The sequence below is a fragment of the Pseudomonas migulae NBRC 103157 genome (assembly GCF_002091715.1).
In the GTDB taxonomy this organism is placed as follows: Bacteria; Pseudomonadota; Gammaproteobacteria; order Pseudomonadales; family Pseudomonadaceae; genus Aquipseudomonas; species Aquipseudomonas migulae_A.
Window position 1 is genome coordinate 19,230 of sequence record NZ_BDAG01000008.1, and the last position, 18,131, is coordinate 37,360.

The 18,131-nt window shown below is 61.4% G+C and carries 15 protein-coding genes and 1 pseudogene; 8 read left to right on the forward strand and 8 right to left on the reverse strand.

Translation table 11 applies throughout. The annotated features are described in order from the left end of the window. Positions 1-35 precede the first annotated feature (35 nt). Together PMI01S_RS08260 and cueR are read left to right on the forward strand one after the other, a co-directional pair. Positions 36-2,429, forward strand: coding sequence for a heavy metal translocating P-type ATPase (locus tag PMI01S_RS08260; protein ID WP_084319138.1), 2,394 nt, complete (start codon positions 36-38; stop codon positions 2,427-2,429). After that, complete coding sequence (gene cueR / locus PMI01S_RS08265) at positions 2,426-2,839, forward strand: Cu(I)-responsive transcriptional regulator (protein WP_084319140.1); 414 nt, start codon at positions 2,426-2,428, stop codon at positions 2,837-2,839. Before PMI01S_RS08260 ends, cueR begins: the two co-directional genes overlap by 4 nt. On the opposite strand, the gene PMI01S_RS08270 is transcribed toward cueR, so the two are convergent. Both PMI01S_RS08270 and PMI01S_RS08275 read right to left on the reverse strand, forming a co-directional pair. Then, a complete protein-coding gene (locus tag PMI01S_RS08270) occupies positions 2,793-4,010 on the reverse strand; it encodes an MFS transporter (protein ID WP_084319142.1) in 1,218 nt (405 codons plus the stop codon). The two genes, cueR and PMI01S_RS08270, sit on opposite strands and share 47 nt — an antisense overlap. A 195-nt stretch (positions 4,011-4,205) precedes the next feature. Beyond that, positions 4,206-5,099 carry a PA4780 family RIO1-like protein kinase gene (locus PMI01S_RS08275; RefSeq protein ID WP_084319144.1) on the reverse strand — a complete coding sequence of 298 codons (894 nt, stop codon included), beginning with the start codon at positions 5,097-5,099 and terminating at the stop codon, positions 4,206-4,208. Between the two features lie 626 nt (positions 5,100-5,725). On the opposite strand from PMI01S_RS08275, the pseudogene PMI01S_RS32365 reads away from it, so the two are divergent. Further along, positions 5,726-6,658 (forward strand): annotated as a pseudogene (locus PMI01S_RS32365) (cache domain-containing protein); the annotation flags it as partial. A gap of 129 nt (positions 6,659-6,787) precedes the next feature. Further along, entirely contained in the window at positions 6,788-7,516 is a 729-nt protein-coding gene (locus tag PMI01S_RS32370; protein WP_371850912.1) for a methyl-accepting chemotaxis protein, read from the forward strand. Between the two features lie 126 nt (positions 7,517-7,642). Here the strand turns inward: PMI01S_RS32370 and PMI01S_RS08290 are convergent, their stop codons facing one another. Next, positions 7,643-8,434 carry an AraC family transcriptional regulator gene (locus PMI01S_RS08290; RefSeq protein WP_084319148.1) on the reverse strand — a complete coding sequence of 264 codons (792 nt, stop codon included), beginning with the start codon at positions 8,432-8,434 and terminating at the stop codon, positions 7,643-7,645. A gap of 212 nt (positions 8,435-8,646) precedes the next feature. Then, the gene (locus PMI01S_RS08295; RefSeq protein ID WP_084319150.1) at positions 8,647-9,924 is read right to left on the reverse strand and encodes an acetyl-CoA C-acetyltransferase; all 1,278 of its coding nucleotides are present in this window, start codon (positions 9,922-9,924) and stop codon (positions 8,647-8,649) included. Between the two features lie 245 nt (positions 9,925-10,169). Between PMI01S_RS08295 and PMI01S_RS08300 the strand changes: the two genes are divergently transcribed. From PMI01S_RS08300 to PMI01S_RS08310, 3 genes are all read left to right on the forward strand, one after another. Then, the gene (locus PMI01S_RS08300; RefSeq protein ID WP_084319152.1) at positions 10,170-11,522 is read left to right on the forward strand and encodes a 3-oxoacyl-ACP reductase; all 1,353 of its coding nucleotides are present in this window, start codon (positions 10,170-10,172) and stop codon (positions 11,520-11,522) included. A gap of 2 nt (positions 11,523-11,524) precedes the next feature. After that, a complete protein-coding gene (locus tag PMI01S_RS08305) occupies positions 11,525-12,379 on the forward strand; it encodes a MaoC family dehydratase (protein ID WP_084319154.1) in 855 nt (284 codons plus the stop codon). 280 nt (positions 12,380-12,659) lie between these two features. After that, positions 12,660-15,032 (forward strand): ATP-binding protein, encoded by a 2,373-nt coding sequence (locus tag PMI01S_RS08310; RefSeq protein WP_084319156.1) that lies wholly within the window; start codon positions 12,660-12,662, stop codon positions 15,030-15,032. 132 nt (positions 15,033-15,164) lie between these two features. Here PMI01S_RS08310 and PMI01S_RS08315 read toward each other — a convergent pair whose 3' ends face one another. Genes PMI01S_RS08315 through PMI01S_RS08330 form a run of 4 tightly spaced genes read right to left on the reverse strand, consistent with a single transcriptional unit; the run spans position 15,165 to position 17,455 of the window. Next, positions 15,165-15,722 (reverse strand): DUF4136 domain-containing protein, encoded by a 558-nt coding sequence (locus PMI01S_RS08315; RefSeq protein ID WP_084319158.1) that lies wholly within the window; start codon positions 15,720-15,722, stop codon positions 15,165-15,167. Positions 15,723-15,776: 54 nt separating this feature from the next. Further along, positions 15,777-16,391, reverse strand: coding sequence for a DUF4136 domain-containing protein (locus PMI01S_RS08320; protein ID WP_084319160.1), 615 nt, complete (start codon positions 16,389-16,391; stop codon positions 15,777-15,779). A gap of 12 nt (positions 16,392-16,403) precedes the next feature. Beyond that, complete coding sequence (locus tag PMI01S_RS08325) at positions 16,404-17,153, reverse strand: methyltransferase domain-containing protein (RefSeq protein WP_084319162.1); 750 nt, start codon at positions 17,151-17,153, stop codon at positions 16,404-16,406. Then, entirely contained in the window at positions 17,153-17,455 is a 303-nt protein-coding gene (locus tag PMI01S_RS08330) for a MazG-like family protein (RefSeq protein WP_017336358.1), read from the reverse strand. The genes PMI01S_RS08325 and PMI01S_RS08330 overlap by 1 nt, the downstream gene beginning before the upstream one ends. Before the next feature lie 272 nt (positions 17,456-17,727). Between PMI01S_RS08330 and PMI01S_RS08335 the strand changes: the two genes are divergently transcribed. Next, entirely contained in the window at positions 17,728-18,021 is a 294-nt protein-coding gene (locus tag PMI01S_RS08335) for a hypothetical protein (protein WP_084319164.1), read from the forward strand. Positions 18,022-18,131: the final 110 nt, after the last annotated feature.

The following is an 18,131-nucleotide window of genomic DNA, read 5'->3' on the forward strand; positions in this document are numbered from 1 at the left end:
GATCCTGTAGGCATCTTTTACAGGGAGCGCGACCGATGTCCGAAACCACCACTTTCGATCTGCCGATTGCCGGCATGACCTGCGCCAGTTGCGCCGGGCGTGTCGAGCGTGCCTTGAGCAAAGTCATCGGCGCCTCAGCGATCAGCGTCAATCTCGCCACCGAACATGCCCGCGTTCAAGCACCCAGCGACAGCCTGCCAGCGTTGATGGACGCGGTGCATCAGGCCGGTTACAGCGTGCCGCAGCAGAGTCTGGAGTTGAGCATCGACGGCATGACCTGCGCGTCGTGCGTCGGTCGGGTGGAACGGGCACTGGCCAAAGTGCCGGGGGTCAAAAGTGTCAGCGTCAACCTGGCCAATGAACGCGCCCACCTCGAACTGCTCGGTCAGATCGATCCACAACACTTGATCGCTGCCGTGACCAAGGCTGGCTACAACGCCAGCGTCTGGGAAGTCGAACACCCGACCACCGACACTCAGCAACAGCGCCTGCACCGTGAGCGCTGGGTCTTGATCATGGCGATCGCCCTCGCCTTGCCGCTGGTGTTGCCGATGGTGCTGCAACCGTTCGGCGTGCACTGGATGCTCCCGGCGTGGGTGCAGTTCGCGTTGGCCACGCCAGTGCAATTCATCTTCGGCGCCCGCTTTTATGTGGCCGCATGGAAAGCGGTGCGCGCCGGCGCCGGCAATATGGACTTGCTGGTCGCCCTCGGCACCAGCGCCGGTTATGGCTTGAGCCTCTACGAATGGGCCACCGCTGCCGGGCGCATGCCGCATCTGTATTTCGAAGCCTCGGCCGTCGTGATCGCCTTGATCTTGCTGGGAAAATACCTCGAAAGCCGCGCCAAACGCCAGACCGCCAGCGCCATCCGCGCCCTCGAAGCCTTGCGTCCGGAGCGGGCCATTCAAGTGATCGACGGCCGCGAACAGGATGTCGCCATCAGCGCCTTGCGTCTCAATGATCTGGTGCTGGTCAAACCCGGCGAACGCTTTCCCGTGGACGGCGAAGTGGTGGAAGGCCAGAGCCACGCCGACGAAGCGCTGATCAGCGGCGAGAGTCTGCCCGTGCCGAAACAGCCCGGCGACAAGGTCACCGGCGGCGCCATCAATGGTGAGGGTCGGTTGCTGGTGCGCACCTTGGCCTTGGGCGCAGAAACGGTGTTGGCGCGGATCATCCGCCTGGTGGAAGACGCGCAAGCCGCGAAAGCGCCGATCCAGAAACTGGTGGATAAAGTCAGCCAGGTATTTGTGCCAACGGTTCTGCTGATTGCATTGGCAACCCTGATCGGTTGGTGGCTGTACGGCGCGCCCATCGAAACGGCGCTGATCAATGCCGTCGCGGTATTGGTGATCGCCTGCCCTTGTGCGCTTGGTCTGGCCACGCCAACCGCGATCATGGCCGGCACTGGCGTCGCCGCGCGCTACGGCATTCTGATCAAGGACGCCGAAGCACTCGAGCGTGCCCATGAAGTCAGCGCCGTGGTGTTCGACAAGACCGGCACGCTGACTTCGGGTGCGCCACGTATCGCTCATTTAAGTGCCATCGATGGTGATGAAGCCGCTCTGCTGAAATTGGCCGGCGCCCTGCAACGCGGCAGTGAACACCCACTGGCCAAGGCGGTGCTTGACGCGTGCGTCGAGCGCGGTTTGACCGTGGCGGACATCAGCGCCAGTCAATCGCTGACAGGTCTCGGCATCGCGGGCACGCTCGAGGGTCGGCGCCTGGCGTTGGGCAATCGGCGCTTGCTGGAAGAAAGCGGATTAAGCGCCGGTCCTTTGGCTGACTCGGCCACTGCGTGGGAAGCCGAAGGCCGGACCCTGTCCTGGCTGATCGAGCAAAGTCCGCAACCGACCGTTCTGGGCCTGTTCGCCTTCGGTGACACGCTCAAACCCGGCGCGCTGCAGGCGGTGCAACAACTCAGCGCCCGTCACATCAGCAGCCACTTGCTGACCGGCGACAATCGCGGCAGCGCCAAAGTGGTGGCCGAGGCGCTCGGCATCAAGGATGTCCACGCCGAAGTGCTGCCGGCCGACAAAGCCGCCACCGTCGCTGAACTGAAGAAAACCGGTGTGGTGGCGATGGTCGGCGACGGGATCAACGACGCTCCGGCCCTGGCCGCCGCGGACATTGGCATCGCCATGGGGGGCGGCACCGACGTCGCCATGCACGCTGCCGGCATCACGCTGATGCGCGGCGATCCACGACTGGTGCCGGCAGCGCTGGAAATCAGCCGCAAGACCTACGCAAAGATTCGTCAGAATCTGTTCTGGGCCTTCGTCTATAACCTGATCGGCATTCCGTTGGCGGCCTTCGGTTTCCTCAACCCGGTGCTGGCGGGCGCGGCGATGGCGTTGTCGAGCGTCAGCGTGGTGAGCAATGCGCTACTGTTGAAAACCTGGAAACCCGAGGATCTGGAGGACAACCGATGAACATCGGCCAAGCAGCCCGCAAAAGTGGCCTGAGCGCGAAGATGATCCGCTACTACGAGTCCATCGGCTTGCTCAAGGCGGCTCATCGCACCGACAGCGGTTACCGGGTGTACGGCGATGACGACTTGCACACGCTGGCGTTTATCAAACGTTCGCGGGACCTGGGGTTTTCACTGGAAGAGGTCGGCAAACTGCTGACCCTCTGGCAGGACCGTCAGCGCGCCAGTGCCGACGTAAAGGCCCTGGCTCGTCAGCACATCGACGAGCTCAACCAGAAAATCCTCGAACTCGGCCAGTTGCGCGACACCTTGCAGGACCTGGTCGAGCACTGCCACGGCGATCACCGTCCGGATTGCCCGATCCTCAAAAATCTCGAGTCGGGTTGCTGCGCCGCACCCGCTCGCCCCTGATCGCCAAACCCTTCACCACCAGCAATGTGGCGAGGGGAATGCCGTGGAACAACAGCACCACCGCTCCGGGCGCCCACCAGGCGTAGAACGGTGCGGCGATCAGCATGCCGACACCGAACCCGGTCATCTGTAACAACGTCAGGAAACTGAAGATCGGCAGGCGCAGGCTGTCCGGTTCCCGTTGCAGGCGCGACATCAGGCCGACTTCAGAGAAGCCGTCGCCCAACCCTGCCGGCAGTGAGAACAGCAGCAAACCGTAGAGGGTTTGCTGCTGGAACATCAGGATGAAGCCGCAGGACATCAGCAGCACGCCGAAGAAAAACCGTCGCTCCAGGTTCACGTTGTCCGAGCCTTTGAGGCGACTGGCGATTCGTGCGCCGACGAGTTTTCCGCAGGCCCACACCGCCAGCATCAAGCCCAGCGTGGTGCTGGCGGATTCGGGTGTCAGCCATTTTGAAATGATCGGCAAACCCACGTTGTGTGCGGCGCTGCCCAGGGTATCGGCCATGGCAACCGCGAGCATCGCCGCCACCACCGGCGTAGTCCGCAGACCTTGGCGCAAAGCTGACCATTCGCCTCGTTCGTGATCGGCCTCGGCACCGGGAGACGGTCGGGCAAATCGCAGCGGCAGGATGAACAACGCGGCCAGCAGGTAAGTGACCACGTTCAGCGCGAAGACCGTTTCAAAGCCAAACGCTGCCACCAATAACCCCGCCACCAGACTTCCGCCGACCATTGCTGCCGACGACGCCGAAGTGATCCAGGCGTTGGTCTTGAGCAGTTGATCGCCTTCAATCAAGTGCGGCAACTGACTGTTGAGGCCGATCGCGAACATCGAGTTGCCGAAACCAAGACCGAACGCAATGACCGGCAGCAGCAACGCTTGTTCGGTAACCGGCAACACCAGCAGCAGGCCCAGCAATCCGGCGCGCAACAGGTCGAAGGCAATCAACGGCAGACGCCCGGCCCAGCGACGATAGAACCGGGTGCCGATGAGGCTGGCGAAAACCCCTCCGCCCACACGGCTGGCGAGGAAGACGCCGACGCTCATGGCGCTGTTGCTGAGCAGATAGACGTAGGTGGCCAGGGCGACCATGTTGAGGAATGCGCCGAAGTCCGAGATCAGACGGGCGGCGATGATCAGTTGGGCATTGCGGGTGGAGGTGCTCACATTCAATCCTTGAGTGTGGTGGTTTACACAAACCTTGTAGGCGCCGGCTTGCTGGCGATGGCGGGCTAATGTTCAACATCGATGTTGGATGTGATGGCCTCATCGTCGGAACGCCGCCCGCAGCAAGCCTGCTCCTGCAGGGGGAGTTGTGGTGTTGCAAAAAACCCGGCCGAGGCCGGGTTTTTCGTCAACCGATCACTGCATCCAGGGCGGAGGCGGTTCTTCGGACTTGTTCGGTGGCGCGTCATCTGCCGCGCGGACCGCTTGCTTGCGCTCTTCATCCAGGCGTGCGGCCTCGATTTCGCGCATGATCCCGCCGACGTCGGCCAACTCTTCCGGTTCGTCGAACTCGCCGGTCAAGACACTGGCCGGGTGCAAGGTGCCGGCTTCGTACAACGCCCACATTTCCTTGGCGTACCTGGTCTTTTTCAGCTCCGGGGCAAACCGTCCGAAGTAGGACGCCATGTTGCCCACGTCGCGCTCCAGCATGCTGAACGCGTGGTTGTTGCCCGCCGCGTCCACCGCTTGCGGCAAGTCGATGATGACCGGGCCGGTCGGGGTCAACAGTACGTTGAACTCGGACAGGTCACCGTGCACCAGGCCGGTACACAACATCAGCACGATCTGCGAAATCAGGAACGCGTGATATTCGCGTGCCTGGTCCGGCTCCAGCACCACGTCGTTCAGACGCGGTGCGGCATCGCCGTACTCGTCGGCCACCAGCTCCATCAACAGCACGCCTTCAAGGAAGTCGTAAGGCTGAGGGACTCGAACACCGGCACCGGCCAGACGGAACAACGCCGCCACTTCGGCGTTCTGCCAGGCGTCTTCGGTTTCTTTCTTGCCGAACTTGGAGCCTTTGGCCATCGCACGGGCCTGACGGCTGTTGCGCACCTTGCGGCCTTCCTGGTACTCGGCCGCCTGACGGAAACTGCGTTTATTCGCCTCCTTGTAGACCTTCGCGCAACGTAACTGGTTGCCGCAGCGCACCACATAAACAGCTGCTTCTTTACCACTCATGAGTGGGCGCAGCACCTCGTCGACCAGACCGTCCTCGATCAGGGGTTCAATGCGTTTTGGAGTCTTCATCAGCTTTTATTGTGGGTCCTTTATTACCAAACACGCGAAAGTCATTCGTTATACGGCAATCCACTCGTTCGGGGGAGGGGTTGCCGACCTATGAACGTTACTGTGGATCTCAAGATGCACACAATGTGCCGGATTACCCAGCAAAACGGTAGGAGCGAGCTTGCTCGCGATGGTCGTTAACGATAACGCTTATTTACTGGATAAACGCGGTGCTCTTAAGTCTTTCGCGAGCAAGCTCGCTCCTACAGGCTCCTCGGCATTACCCCCTTTCGTAGGAATTTTCTCAATAGGCCTCAATTTTCGCCTACGTCAGCCGAAGTTATCAGTGACAAAAGTATTTGTCCGACAATCGTTCCTACAGAAAAAACGGATGCGCACTCACGGACCCGAGTTGAACCCTAACGTTTTCGGCTGCCAAAAACCGCGAGTCATCTGCACTGCGTGGGCCTACAAGAAAATCTGGAGCGCGGATGAACATCAAACAGAAGTTGACGTGGGCGTTTGCAATCATCGCCTGCTTGCCCGTAGTGCTGGTCGCCACCCTTGTTGTGCTGAACCTGCGCAGTGATGCCAAGGACGAATTCGTCGACAACAGCGGTCGCGAAATCCGTCAGGTCAGCAATGCCATGCAACTGTTCTTCGACGGCATCAGCCAGAACGTCGAGTACCTGGCCAAGCAACCGCTGATCACGAACTCCGACGACAGCCTCAAGACCTACATGAATGCCAACGCCGCCAGCATTCCCCAAGGCGAGATGGACAAAAAAGTCTTCGGCTTCCTGCAGGACCTGGGTAACGCCCATCCGTCTTACGCCTACGCCATCCTCGGCACTGCGGCTGGCGGTTACGTGTCGTGGCCGGACGATGCCAAGCTGGCCAACTACGACCCGCGCCAGCGTCCGTGGTACAAGGCGGCCCAGGCCAAACCGGGCAAGCCGTTCCGTACCGAGGCCTATTACTGGGCCGAAAACGATACGTCCTACGTCAGTACCGTACGCACCATCGACAACAAGCTGGGCACCAACGGCGGCGTGGTCAGCATCGACGTTTCGCTCAAACAGCTCACCGAACTGGTCAAACAGATCAAGCTCGGCGAAACCGGTTACCTGATGCTGCTGGAAAACTCCGGCACCGTACTGGTCGATCCGAAACAACCGGAACACAACTTCAAGGCCCTGGGCAGCCTCGGCGAGGGTTATGCGCAACTGGCCAAGGCCGGTAAAGGCCTGGTCGAAGTCGAACTCAATGGCGAGCGCTACATGGCCAACGTCTGGCCGTCCGAGCAACTGGGCTGGACCTTCATCGGCCTGATCAAGCAAAGCGACGTGATGAGCACCGCGACCCAACTGACCTGGTTGATCGCAATCATCGCTGCCGTGCTGGCAGTGGTCTTCGCCATCGTCGGCGCCAGTTTCGCCAGCGTCATCGTGCGTCCGATCCGTAGCGTGGCCGATGGCCTGGAAGGCATCGCCCAGGGTGAGGGCGACCTGACCAAAAACCTGCAAATCCGTGGCAGCGACGAAACCGCGCAACTGGCCAACTGGTTCAACCAGTTCCTGGCGGCGATTCGTAACCTGATCCAAAGCATCGGCGGCGCAGCGACCAAAATCCTCGCCACCTCCAAGAGCTCGACCCAGGTCTCCAGCGACATGGCTGAAGCGGCCGGGCGCCAGCGTGAAGCCGTGGACATGGTGTCCACCGCGTTCCACGAAATGGTCGCCACCGCCAACGAAGTCGCACGCTCCTGCAGTCAGGCCGCCGAATCGGCCGACAGCGGCCAGCGCCAGGCGCGTGAAGGTCAGCAGCAGATTGATGCGGCGGTAACCAGTGTTGATCGACTGAGCCAGGAAATCGAACAGTCGGCGCAATCGATGCAACAGCTGGAACGCGACAGCAATGACATTCAGTCGATTCTCGGGACTATCCGTTCAATCGCCGAACAAACCAACCTGCTGGCGCTGAACGCTGCCATCGAGGCTGCACGGGCCGGTGAACAAGGTCGCGGTTTTGCGGTGGTGGCGGACGAAGTGCGGGCCTTGGCCAAACGCACGGCCGATTCCACGGCGGAAATCGACGGGTTACTGGGTAACCTCGCCAAGCGCACCAGCCAGGTGACTCAGCAGATGCACGCGAGCCTGGAGGTGTCCCAGCAGTCGGTGACCCGCATCGGCGAGGCGCGCAGCAGCTTCGGGCAGATTCGTGAATCGGTGGACGTGATTCGCGACATGAACACTCAGATCGCTACGGCGGCAGAACAACAGCACCAGGTGGCGGAAGACATCAATCGGCACATCAGCCAGATCCATGGCGATGCGCAGTTGGTGGCGGAACTGGCGAATTCGGCGCGGCTGGATTCCCAGAGCCTGGCCGGGTTGTCGAATGAGCTGGACGGGTTGGTTCGTCGTTTCAGAACCTGACATCGGGAACACTGCAGGTTGAAATGTGGGAGCCGGCTTGCTCGCGAAGCGGTGTGTCAGTCGACATCTTCGTTGCCTGACACACCGCTTCGCGAGCAAGCCCGCTCCCACAATTGACCTGCGGTGTTACTGCCGAAACAATTCTCCGGGCGTAAACCCGAACAACCCCTTGAACGCGGCAATAAACGCTGACGTCGAGTCGTATCCACAAGACAACGCGGTATTCGTCACGCTGTCCCCCTCCTCCAGCAAACTCAACGACGACAGCAGTCGCATCCGCTGACGCCAGCCGCGAAAACTCAGCCCGGTTTCACGCTGGAACAGGCGCATCAGGGTTTTCTCCGACGTGCCTAGTCGCTCCGCCCATTCCTGCAAGGTCACGTTCCGCTCCGGACTCTCGATCAGCTCATTGCACAGGCCCAGCAAACGTTCATGGCGCGGCAACGGCAGCGAGAAACCGACTTCGGGCAGATTCGCCAACTGGTCGAGCAACACACTCACCAGCCGTGCTTGCGGGCTGTCGCCCTGTGGATACTCCACGGGCAGCAGGCAAAAACTCTTGATCAACTCCCGGGCCAGCGGCGTCACCTCCAGCACCCGGCACCGGTCGTCCGCCCATGGGCAATCCTCACGGCGCACATAAAGACTGCGCATCTCGGCGCGCATCGAGGTCACGACCTGATGCTCGAAACCCGCCGGAATCCAGATCCCCCACTGCGGCGGCGCAAAAAAACTGCCTTCGGCGGTGTGCACGCCGAGAACGCCGCTGATCGCGTAGGAAAACTGCACCCAGTCGTGGCGGTGAGACGGCGTCCACGAACCGGCGTTCAGGCTTTCCGCCCGCGCATACAGTGGACGCGGCAGCACGGTCAGGGTCGGGATCGTCCTTTCCAGGGATTGTTGTCCGTTAGTCGCCATTGACTGGCCTTGTGTTGCGAGGTGGCTAATAAGACGGACGTTAGGCCATGTCACTTATGTATTCAACACCGCTGATTCCCTGCAGGAGCGGGCTTGCTCGCGAAGGCGGAGTGTCAGTCAACTAATGTATCGACTGACCCACCGCCTTCGCGAGCAAGTCGAATCGTCGCACCGCCGCGCCCACAGGTTCCCGGTTTTATTCAGTTAAATCTTCAGCGTTCGATGATGGCGGTGACGCCCTGCCCGCCCGCCGCACAAATCGAAATCAACCCCCGGCCCTTTCCGGCGGCATCGAGCAGCTTGGCCAGATTGGCCACAATGCGCCCACCCGTAGCCGCAAACGGATGCCCCGCCGCCAGTGAACTGCCTTTGACGTTGAGCCGGCTGCGGTCGATGGAGCCCAGTGGCGCGTCGAGGCCGAGGCGGGTTTTGCAATACTCAGGGTCTTCCCAGGCCTTCAAGGTGCAGAGCACTTGCGCGGCGAACGCTTCGTGGATTTCGTAGTAATCGAAGTCCTGCAAGGTCAGGCCATTGCGTGCCAGCAGACGCGGCACTGCATACGCCGGCGCCATCAACAGCCCTTCGGCACCGTTGACGAAATCCACCGCCGCTGCCTCGCCATCGCGTAAATACGCAAGGATCGGCAAGCCGCGCTCCTTCGCCCATTCTTCACTGCCCAACAGCACCAGCGACGCACCGTCGGTGAGCGGCGTCGAGTTGCCGGCGGTCAGTGTGCCTTTGGCGCTTTTCTCGAAGGCGGGTTTGAGCGAGGCGAGTTTTTCCAGGGTCAGGTCCGGGCGCAGGTTGTTATCGCGGGTCAGGCCGAGGAACGACGTCATCAGGTCGTTATGCCAACCTTCGGTATAGGACGCCGCCATTTTCTGATGACTTTCCAGCGCGAGTTGATCCTGCTCCGCGCGCGGAATGTTCCAGGTTTGCGCCATCAACTCGCAGTGCTCGCCCATCGACAAGCCCGTGCGCGGCTCGCCGTTGCGGGGAAATTCCGGGATGAGGTGCCCCGGTCGCAGTTGCAAAAACGTTTTCAGTTTGTCGGCGGTGGTCTTCGCGCGATTGGCTTGCAGGAGGATTTTGCGCAGACCTTCGTTGATGCCGATCGGTGCATCGGACGTGGTGTCGACGCCGCCGGCAATGCCGCACTCGATCTGGCCCAGGGCGATTTTATTGGCCACCAGCAACGCCGCTTCCAGGCCGGTGCCGCAAGCCTGCTGAATGTCATACGCCGGGGTGGTCGGCGACAGCCGCGAGCCGAGCACGCATTCGCGGGTCAGGTTGAAGTCCCGGGAATGCTTGAGCACTGCGCCCGCCGCCACTTCTCCCATGCGCAAACCGTGCAGGTTGAAACGCTCGATCAGGCCTTCGAGCGCTGCGGTGAGCATCGCCTGGTTGCTCGCGGTGGCGTACGGCCCGTTGGAGCGGGCGAAGGGAATCCGGTTACCGCCGATAATCGCGACACGGCGCAGCTGAGTCATGAAAAGCTCCTGATGAAATATCAAAATGCGAACACCAAACCCTGTAGGAGCCGGCTTGCTGGCGATGGCGGTGTGTCAGTTACATTGATGTCGACAGACCCACCGCCATCGCCAGCACGCCGGCTCCTGCAAATCCGGGACAAAACCAATCCGCAATGTCCAAGCGTAGGCCTTATCTCGTGAATCGAACGACTGATTGCGATTCATGGTCCACACTTTGAACCCCAGCTGCTGGAGCGCGTTCCATGTCTGACCGCTATATTGACTTCGCCAATTCATCCATCGGCCATCGTCTGGTCGGGGCCCTGGGTCTGCCGTCGCCGGTGCGGCTGGAGCGCTGGCAAGCGGGCCGGCTGCGTCCGATCGAAGGCGCGCTGCTGATCGGCGGCGGGCCGCTGGCGGAAAAAGTCAGCGCCTTCGCCAATCGCCTGACCGATGCAATCTACAGCTACGGCAGCGAACCTTCGATCGCCACGGCATGGATCCCCGGCCACGGCCCCAAACTCAAAGCCGTGGTGTTCGACGCCAGCGACCTGGTGCAAACCGATCAGCTCAAGCAACTGCGCGAATTCTTCCAGCCGCTGATAAAAAACCTTGATCACTGTGCACACCTGGTGATTCTCGGGCGCGCGCCGCAGACTTTGAGCGACCCGTTCGCCGCCAGCGCTCAACGTGCCATCGAAGGTTTCAGTCGCTCGCTGGCCAAGGAGCTGCGCAGCGGCGGCACCTTGCAATTGATCCAGGTCGGCGAGGGCGCCGAGGATCAACTGGAAGGTCCGCTGCGGTTTTTCCTTTCGCCAAAAAGTGCATTCGTGTCCGGGCAAGTGATCCGCCTGGACGCCTGCGACACGCCAGTCACAGACTGGACTCGCCCGCTGGCGGGCCGCAAGGCGCTGGTCACGGGTGCGGCGCGTGGCATCGGTGCATCGATCGCCGAAACCCTGGCCCGGGACGGTGCCGAGGTGATTCTGCTCGATGTGCCACCCGCCAAAACCGATCTTGAAGCCCTTGCCGCACGCCTCGGCGGGCGCGGCATTACCCTGGATATTTGCGCGGAAGATGCCGCCACGCAGTTGGTCGAACAGCTGCCTGACGGGATCGACATCGTGGTGCACAACGCTGGCATCACGCGGGATAAAACCCTGGCCAACATGACACCTGAATTCTGGGACGCGGTGCTCGCAGTCAATCTCAATGCCCCGCAAGTGCTGACCAAGGCACTGCTCGACAGCGGCACCTTGCGGGATAACGGCCGGGTGATTTTGCTGGCGTCCATCAGCGGCATCGCCGGCAATCGCGGGCAAACCAACTACGCCGCAAGCAAGGCTGGTTTGATCGGTCTGGCCCAAGCCTGGGCGCCGCTGCTCAATGAGCGCGGCATCAGCATCAACGCGGTGGCGCCGGGATTCATCGAAACGCAAATGACCGCACGCATCCCCTTCGGTTTGCGTGAAGCCGGGCGCCGCATGAGCTCGCTGGGTCAGGGCGGCTTGCCGCAAGACGTCGCCGAAGCGGTGGCCTGGCTGGCACAACCGGGCACCGGCGCATTCACCGGGCAAGCACTGCGAGTCTGTGGACAAAGTGTTTTGGGGGCTTAGTGATGATCACCGATTGGCACACACTCAACCGCGAACCGAACCTGCCAGGGTTGTATGTGCAGGCCGCGACGCGCCGCAAGATCACCGGGACCACACTGCCCGATTCGGGATTGCGTTGCTGGGTCGATGTCGATCCAAAACGCCTGGCGGCCTACCGCACTGTCTGCGGGTTTGCCGACAACAGTTTGTTGCCCCCGACTTATCCACACATCTTGGCCTTTGCGCTGCAGATGCAATTGCTCACGGCCAAGAATTTTCCGTTTCCGTTGCTGGGGCTGATCCATCTGAGCAATCGCATTCGCGTCTTCAGGCCCATGGGCGGCATCAACCGCGTGCGTGTCGGCGTGCAGGTGCAGAATCTGCAGCCGCACGCCAAGGGAGCGACATTCGACCTGGTGACGACGCTCGACGATCAGTTGGGGGCGTTGTGGGAAGCCGAAAGCCGGATGCTCTGTCGCGGGGTCAAGCTCGAAGGCGAACCGGTCGAGGACGTACTGACCTCGACGTTGCCGCTGACCGAGGTCACCCGCTGGAAGGCGCCGGCGGACATCGGCCGGCAGTACGCCAAGGTATCCGGGGACTACAACCCGATTCACCTGAGTACGGTGAGCGCCAGACTGTTCGGCTTCCCGACCGCCATTGCCCATGGCTTGTGGAACAAAGCGCGGACACTCGCGGCACTAAGCGATCAATTACCGACTGCCAACGTCGAGATCGCCGTGCAGTTTCGCAAGCCGGTGCGGTTGCCCGGCGAGGTGACGTTGCTCGCCAGTGCGGCGGGGTCCAGTGGAGATTTTCAGCTGGTGGGTGCCGGAGATCTGGAACACATGGTCGGACATTGGCGACCGGTTGCCTGATCACTCGGCAGAAGATCGAGTCAGGTGGTGCCGGTCCGTATCAGCCAGATTTGTAGGACAACGTTCTGCATCCGGTAAAAAACGTCCGTTTCGGCTGAATGATTCTATGCTGACATTACATAGTGATAGTCAGGGTAGACGCACTCATGAAGACAGACCTCCCCCGCAAGCGAAAAAGTGCCGTAGCCACCATGGAGCGGAGCCGGCAACTGGCGAGGATTCCCGCCGTACTGAATTTCAATGTCGCCACCGACGCCACCGCCCGTTCGAGCGTGAAATCTTGAGTTCCGGTGACAAGCTGTTCGGGCGGCTGCTCAACCGCCATCCGCCACCACCGGAAATCCCCAGTGCCCTGAGCATGACAGGCGTCGGTTTGCAGATGCACCTGGACGCCGAAGGCCGAGTGATTCATCTGGCCGGCCCACTGCGCCATGGCCTGGCCCAGCAGCATCCCGCCGCGCAGGCGCCGCTTCTACAAGACTTCCTGATGCCGCACAGCAGCCTCGCCATCACAGGCTCGCCGGCCGACTGGCAAGGACAAAGTCTGGACCTGGATTTTTACAGCCTCAGCGGGCAACCCCTGCACCTGCGCGGCTGGGTGCAGCCGATGGCCGACGCCTGGCTGTTGCAGTTGCTGGACATCGGCGACTTGTTGCAAGAGCGTCGGCAAGCGCGCAGCCGCGAACAATGCCAGTTGCTCGCCACCCGGATCGGCGACCAGTTGCGCCTGTGCAGCCTGTCACGCCTCCCCGAAGTACTGGTGGAGCAACTGCAACATCTGGCGCAGCGTTTTCAGATTCCGTGTCTGGCCGTGGCGTTGCTGGATGAACAGGAAGACGGCTGGCAGATCCACCAACATTACGCGGCCTTGGACGCCCCCCGACTGTGGCAAAACGGTCAGCGCCTGGGCACCGGGCTCGACAGTTTGAACGGCTCCGCCCCTCAGTATTTGACCCATGGCGAGCACCCGCGCCTGCACAGCATCTTCGGCAGTACCGAAGGGTTTGCAGTGCCTTATCACGATGCGCAAGGCGTAGTCGCGTGGTTGCTCTGTGGTTTTTACCCGGCGCAGCAACGTGCACCCGACGTCGCTGAGCGTGATTGGCTGCAGCTCGCCGCCGCGCTCGCCGGGCCATTGCTGGAGCGCTTGCGCGAGCATCAGCACCATCTGCAACTGGAGCGACTGGAGTCGTTGCAAACCCTGCTCGGCAGCGGATGGTGGGAGATGTTCAGCGACAGCGCCGAGGTGCAGTTGGCGTGGTCGCTGGCCAGCACCCTGAACCTGACCGCCACACGCATGTCCCTGCACGACTGGCTTGAGCACATCCACCCCGCCGACCGCGAAGCGCTGAGCAGTCGCCTGCAAGACTTGCAGGATGAGGGCACGCCTTTATTGCTCTGCGTACGCCTGCATCACCCCGAGACGCCGACCTGGTATCGCCTGCAAGGCCAGGCCATGGGCGTCGGCAAAGACCGGCGCTTGGTGGGCTTCATGCTCGACATCAGCGACATCAAAAACCAGCAACAGGACGCTGCGGCAGCCCATGCGCGACTGAACAACCTGATCGCTCATTCACCGGCGGTGATCTACGTGCAGCGCTATGTCGAAGGCGCGCTTCTGCCAACTTTCTTCAGCGACAGCCTGTTGCAGCTGCTGGGCTGGACCCTCGCCGATTGCACCGTCGGAGCGCTGGCGGAACGGGTTCATCCCGAGGACCGCGAACGCTATTTCGAGCGCACCCGGCAACTGCTCCGCGAAGGATCGGTGCGTGCGCGCTATCGGCTGCGCGACAGTCGCGGCGATTACCACTGGCTGCTTGACGAGGCCAGGCTTGTGCGCGACGACCTTGGCCTGCCGGTCGAAGCCTTTGGTCTGTGGCTGGACGTGACCGACGCGACACTGGCCGCCGAGGAGCAACTGGCCCAGAGCGCGAAAATGGCCACCCTCGGCGAAATGGCCACGGGCCTGGCCCATGAAATCACCCAGCGGCTGAACGTGATGCGCATGGCGATCGTCAGTGTGCTCAAGCGCTTGAACAACGGTGAGGTGCAGGTCGACTACCTGACCGACACACTCAACCGCATCGATACCCAGGTCCAGCGTGCGGCGCGGGTGGTGGATCACATGCGGGTGTTCGGCCGCCGCTCGGAGGTCGAGCAGCATCCGTTCAATCCGTTTGACGCCATCGAGGGCACCCTGTCGCTGCTGGCCGAAGGCTTGCGAGGCACAGGCGTCGAGCTCAGGGTCGGCGAAAGCCGTTTCGAGGTTAAGGTGCGCGGTCATGTCGATCAGCTGGAACAGGTGCTGATCAACCTGATGGTCAACGCTCGGGACGCATTGATGAGCAAGCGCGGAGCGGATCACGATTTCAAACCGTGGATTTCGGTGCACGCCGAGCGTGACGAGCATTCGGTGCGGCTGTGGGTCGAGGACAACGGTGGCGGTATCGATCCGCGGTTGCTGGAACGGATCTTCGAGCCATTTTTCACCACCAAACCGGTGGGTGCGGGCACCGGGTTGGGGTTGTCAGTGAGCCATGACATCGTCGAGAAAATGAATGGAACACTGCGTGTGAGCAACTCGGGCGAGGGCGCGCGGTTCTGTATCGAGTTGCCGATTGTCGTGGACGATCAGATCATTCGATTGGTTTAAATCCGCCAACCCAGACAACAAGAAACCCTGTAGGAGCCGGCTTGCTGGCGATCACGGTTCAACGCCCAACATCTATGTTGAATTTGGCACCGCCATCGCCAGCAAGCCGGCTCCTGAAAGGGTCAACTGTGTTTATTTGGGTGGGTAGTTGGCGAGGATTCGGCCGACCGTTTCGCGTATCGCCGTGCTGCGGTCCGACGGATTTGGCGAGCGGCTGAGGATTTGTTCGTCACTGCCGCGCCACACCAGTTTGCCGTCCTTGCCGTCGAGCAGGTCGATCTGGATGATCGCCACTTTGTAGCTGATGTTGCGGGTTTCGTTGTACATCGGCCCGCCCCAGTAGCCATTCCACGGGTTGCCCCAAGCGCCGCCGTAGTTGGTGGTCACTTGTTGCTGGCGGTCTTCGACGATCAGGTAGGTTTGCACGTTCACATCGCCGTTCTTGCCCGCAGCGGCCGGGCGCAGGCCTCGCTGATCCAGCTGATCGGCCACCGATTGGCGGATGCGCTGTTCGGTCAAATCGCTCTTGATCCGTGGGTCATCGGGGCGATATTGCAAGGCGGGGTCTTTCCAGCTCCAGCTGCGATACGCGGCGAAGTCGCGGCTGGCGTCGAAGTCATGATTGACCTGGTTGGCGGCGCAGGCTGTCAGGAGCGCGGCCACTGCCAGTAAAGCGAGACGGCGGAACATGATGATTCTCCGAGTGAAGACATGAACCTGCGGAACGCTTCCTTATTGCAGAAGCTAACTGGGAGGATACGCCGACATGGCCTTTTCCACAGCCTCCCGAATCGCATCGGCGCGTGCACTCTGGCTGCCTTTGTTGCTGGTTTCGGCGCTCGAACTCCAGACCGGTTGGCCGGTTTGAGCATCGAACATGTCCACCCGCACCACGACCACCTGTTCCGAATACGTCCGAACGATCGGCACGGTGTTGTACACGCCATAACCACTGCCGTAACGGTTGTACCCGCCATAACCGCCGCCGTAATAACCATAGTCGTCCTGAACCTGACGCAAGCGGGTTTCCAGATGCAGGTTGGCGCTGACGAACAGGTCCGCCGGGCGATTGTCATGCAGCGGCCGCAAACCTCGCTGATCGAGGGCATTGCTCACGGCCTCGGCGACTTGCGCCGAATCCGCCCAAGCCGACCCCGCAGGCATGTGCCCGTCGAGCCAGGCCCAACTGCGGTAGCGACCGTAGTCACGCGGCGCAGCCGGGTAGGCGCTGCGATCGAAGGTGGTGGCCGCCTCGGGCGGCGCCGGCGGCAAGGGTTTGGAACTTGCCACGTACGGATTGGTGCCCTGGCAGGCCGCCAACCCCAGACAGATCACCAGTAACCCTGAACGACTTTTCATTTCACGCTCCGATCAGATCGGCCGACAGATCCAGTGCAAGTAGCGCCCAAGCCCGGCAAAGCTTGGGTGACGCCGGTGGGCCAGCTCCATTTCCAGCAAGTCCACCAGTTCGGCGCGGGCCTGGAATTCCACCGGCATGTAGTCATGGAAAACCCGCACCCCGCTCTGGGTTTCGACCTGCCACAGGCCTTCAAGTTGCGCCGCCAATTCACGCGGATCAAGCGGCTGCTGCGGGGTCAGGCTCTGCTTTTCACCGGCCATGTCGTTCTTGCGCATTTTGCGGAAGTGGCCCTTGAGCAGGTTGCGGTAGATCAGCGCATCGCGGTTGTAGAAGGCCAGGGACAACCAGCCGTCCGGCTTGGTCAATTGATGCAGCACCGGCAGGATCGCATGGGGTTCCGCCAGCCATTCCAGCACCGCGTGGCACAGCACCAGATCGTAGGGTTCGGTGAGCTGGCCGAGCAAATCCTGCCACGGTGCCTGAATGAAAGTGGCCGTCTGGCCGGCATCGGCAAAACGCTGGCGGGCGCCTTCGAGCATCGGCTCGGCGGGCTCGGCCAGCGTTACGTCATGACCGCGCTGGGCCAGCCACAACGACATATGGCCCAGGCCGGCGCCGATGTCGAGCACACGCAGCGGGCGGTCCGGCAGGGTTTCGGCCAGGTCGGCCTGCAGCACCGCCAGACGGATCGCGCCTTTGGCGCCGCCGTAGATCTTTTCGGCGAAACGGGTCGCCAGTTGATCGAAATGACGGTCGCTCATCAGCTGAACCTCCGTTCACTGTCCGCGAGTTTGCTGCGCACCACTTCATTCATGTCCAGCCCTAACTCGCTGCACAGCAGCAGTAGATAGAGCACGATGTCGCCGACTTCCTGCCCGGCATGGGCCAGTTTGTCCGCCGGCAACTGGCGGGACTGGTCTTCGCTCAGCCACTGGAAGATTTCCACCAGCTCGGACATTTCCACGCTCGCGGCCATGGCCAGGTTTTTCGGGCTGTGAAATTGCCGCCAGTCATTGCGGTCACGGATGGCGTGCAGGCGTTCGGTCAGTTCAACAAGGTTCATCGGGCTCTCCTGAAGGCGTATAGCTTCGGGGGGATGGCCGGGGATGGCAAGGGGCGTTAGCCCCTGTTGGAATCGAGCTTGCTCGCGATGGCGGTGAAAATGGCAACATTTATGTTGGATGTACCACCGTTTTCGCGAGCAAGCTCGGCTCCTACAAGGTTCATCAGCGGGACAGCATCTTGCGTCATACTCAAACGATCCCCGTATCGGGGAACTCGGCGCTGCGATTGCTGGCCCAAGGCTCAACCAACTTACATCAGGACGTTAACGACATGCAGGTAGAAAGTTTTTTCGAATGGCTCGGCCAGGCAATCGGTTCAGTCATCCGCTTTATCGTTGACGCCCTCAGCGGCCTGTTCAACCTGTTGAGCCATGCCGGCAGCAATTTTGTCGAAGGGTTGTCCCGCGCGCTGGGCATGGACACGTCGATCATCAGCATCATCGCGTTGATCCTGGGGCTGATGCTGTTGTGGTCGGCGATCCGGGCGTTCATGAATGCGTCGATCTTCATGGGGATCATCTGGTTGCTGCTGGGGTTGTGGTTGTTGAGCTGGATTATTCACTAGAGCCCCCCCCAATAAAATGTGGAAGCGGCGGTGCGACGATTCGCGAGCAAGCCCGCTCCCACAATGGATCGGCGCAGAGTCCAAATGTGTCGCTACAATGCCGGCTCTCC

Bases quoted from the DNA above. Each gene is read 5' to 3' on its own strand.
- PMI01S_RS08260 (WP_084319138.1), top strand. From the start codon at position 36: ATGTCCGAAACCACCACTTTCGATCTGCCGATTGCCGGCATGACCTGC.
- cueR (WP_084319140.1), top strand. From the start codon at position 2,426: ATGAACATCGGCCAAGCAGCCCGCAAAAGTGGCCTGAGCGCGAAGATG.
- PMI01S_RS08275 (WP_084319144.1), bottom strand. From the start codon at position 5,099: ATGAAGACTCCAAAACGCATTGAACCCCTGATCGAGGACGGTCTGGTC.
- PMI01S_RS32370 (WP_371850912.1), top strand. From the start codon at position 6,788: ATGGTGTCCACCGCGTTCCACGAAATGGTCGCCACCGCCAACGAAGTC.
- PMI01S_RS08290 (WP_084319148.1), bottom strand. From the start codon at position 8,434: ATGGCGACTAACGGACAACAATCCCTGGAAAGGACGATCCCGACCCTG.
- PMI01S_RS08295 (WP_084319150.1), bottom strand. From the start codon at position 9,924: ATGACTCAGCTGCGCCGTGTCGCGATTATCGGCGGTAACCGGATTCCC.
- PMI01S_RS08300 (WP_084319152.1), top strand. From the start codon at position 10,170: ATGTCTGACCGCTATATTGACTTCGCCAATTCATCCATCGGCCATCGT.
- PMI01S_RS08305 (WP_084319154.1), top strand. From the start codon at position 11,525: ATGATCACCGATTGGCACACACTCAACCGCGAACCGAACCTGCCAGGG.
- PMI01S_RS08315 (WP_084319158.1), bottom strand. From the start codon at position 15,722: ATGTTCCGCCGTCTCGCTTTACTGGCAGTGGCCGCGCTCCTGACAGCC.
- PMI01S_RS08320 (WP_084319160.1), bottom strand. From the start codon at position 16,391: ATGAAAAGTCGTTCAGGGTTACTGGTGATCTGTCTGGGGTTGGCGGCC.
- PMI01S_RS08325 (WP_084319162.1), bottom strand. From the start codon at position 17,153: ATGAGCGACCGTCATTTCGATCAACTGGCGACCCGTTTCGCCGAAAAG.
- PMI01S_RS08330 (WP_017336358.1), bottom strand. From the start codon at position 17,455: ATGAACCTTGTTGAACTGACCGAACGCCTGCACGCCATCCGTGACCGC.
- PMI01S_RS08335 (WP_084319164.1), top strand. From the start codon at position 17,728: ATGCAGGTAGAAAGTTTTTTCGAATGGCTCGGCCAGGCAATCGGTTCA.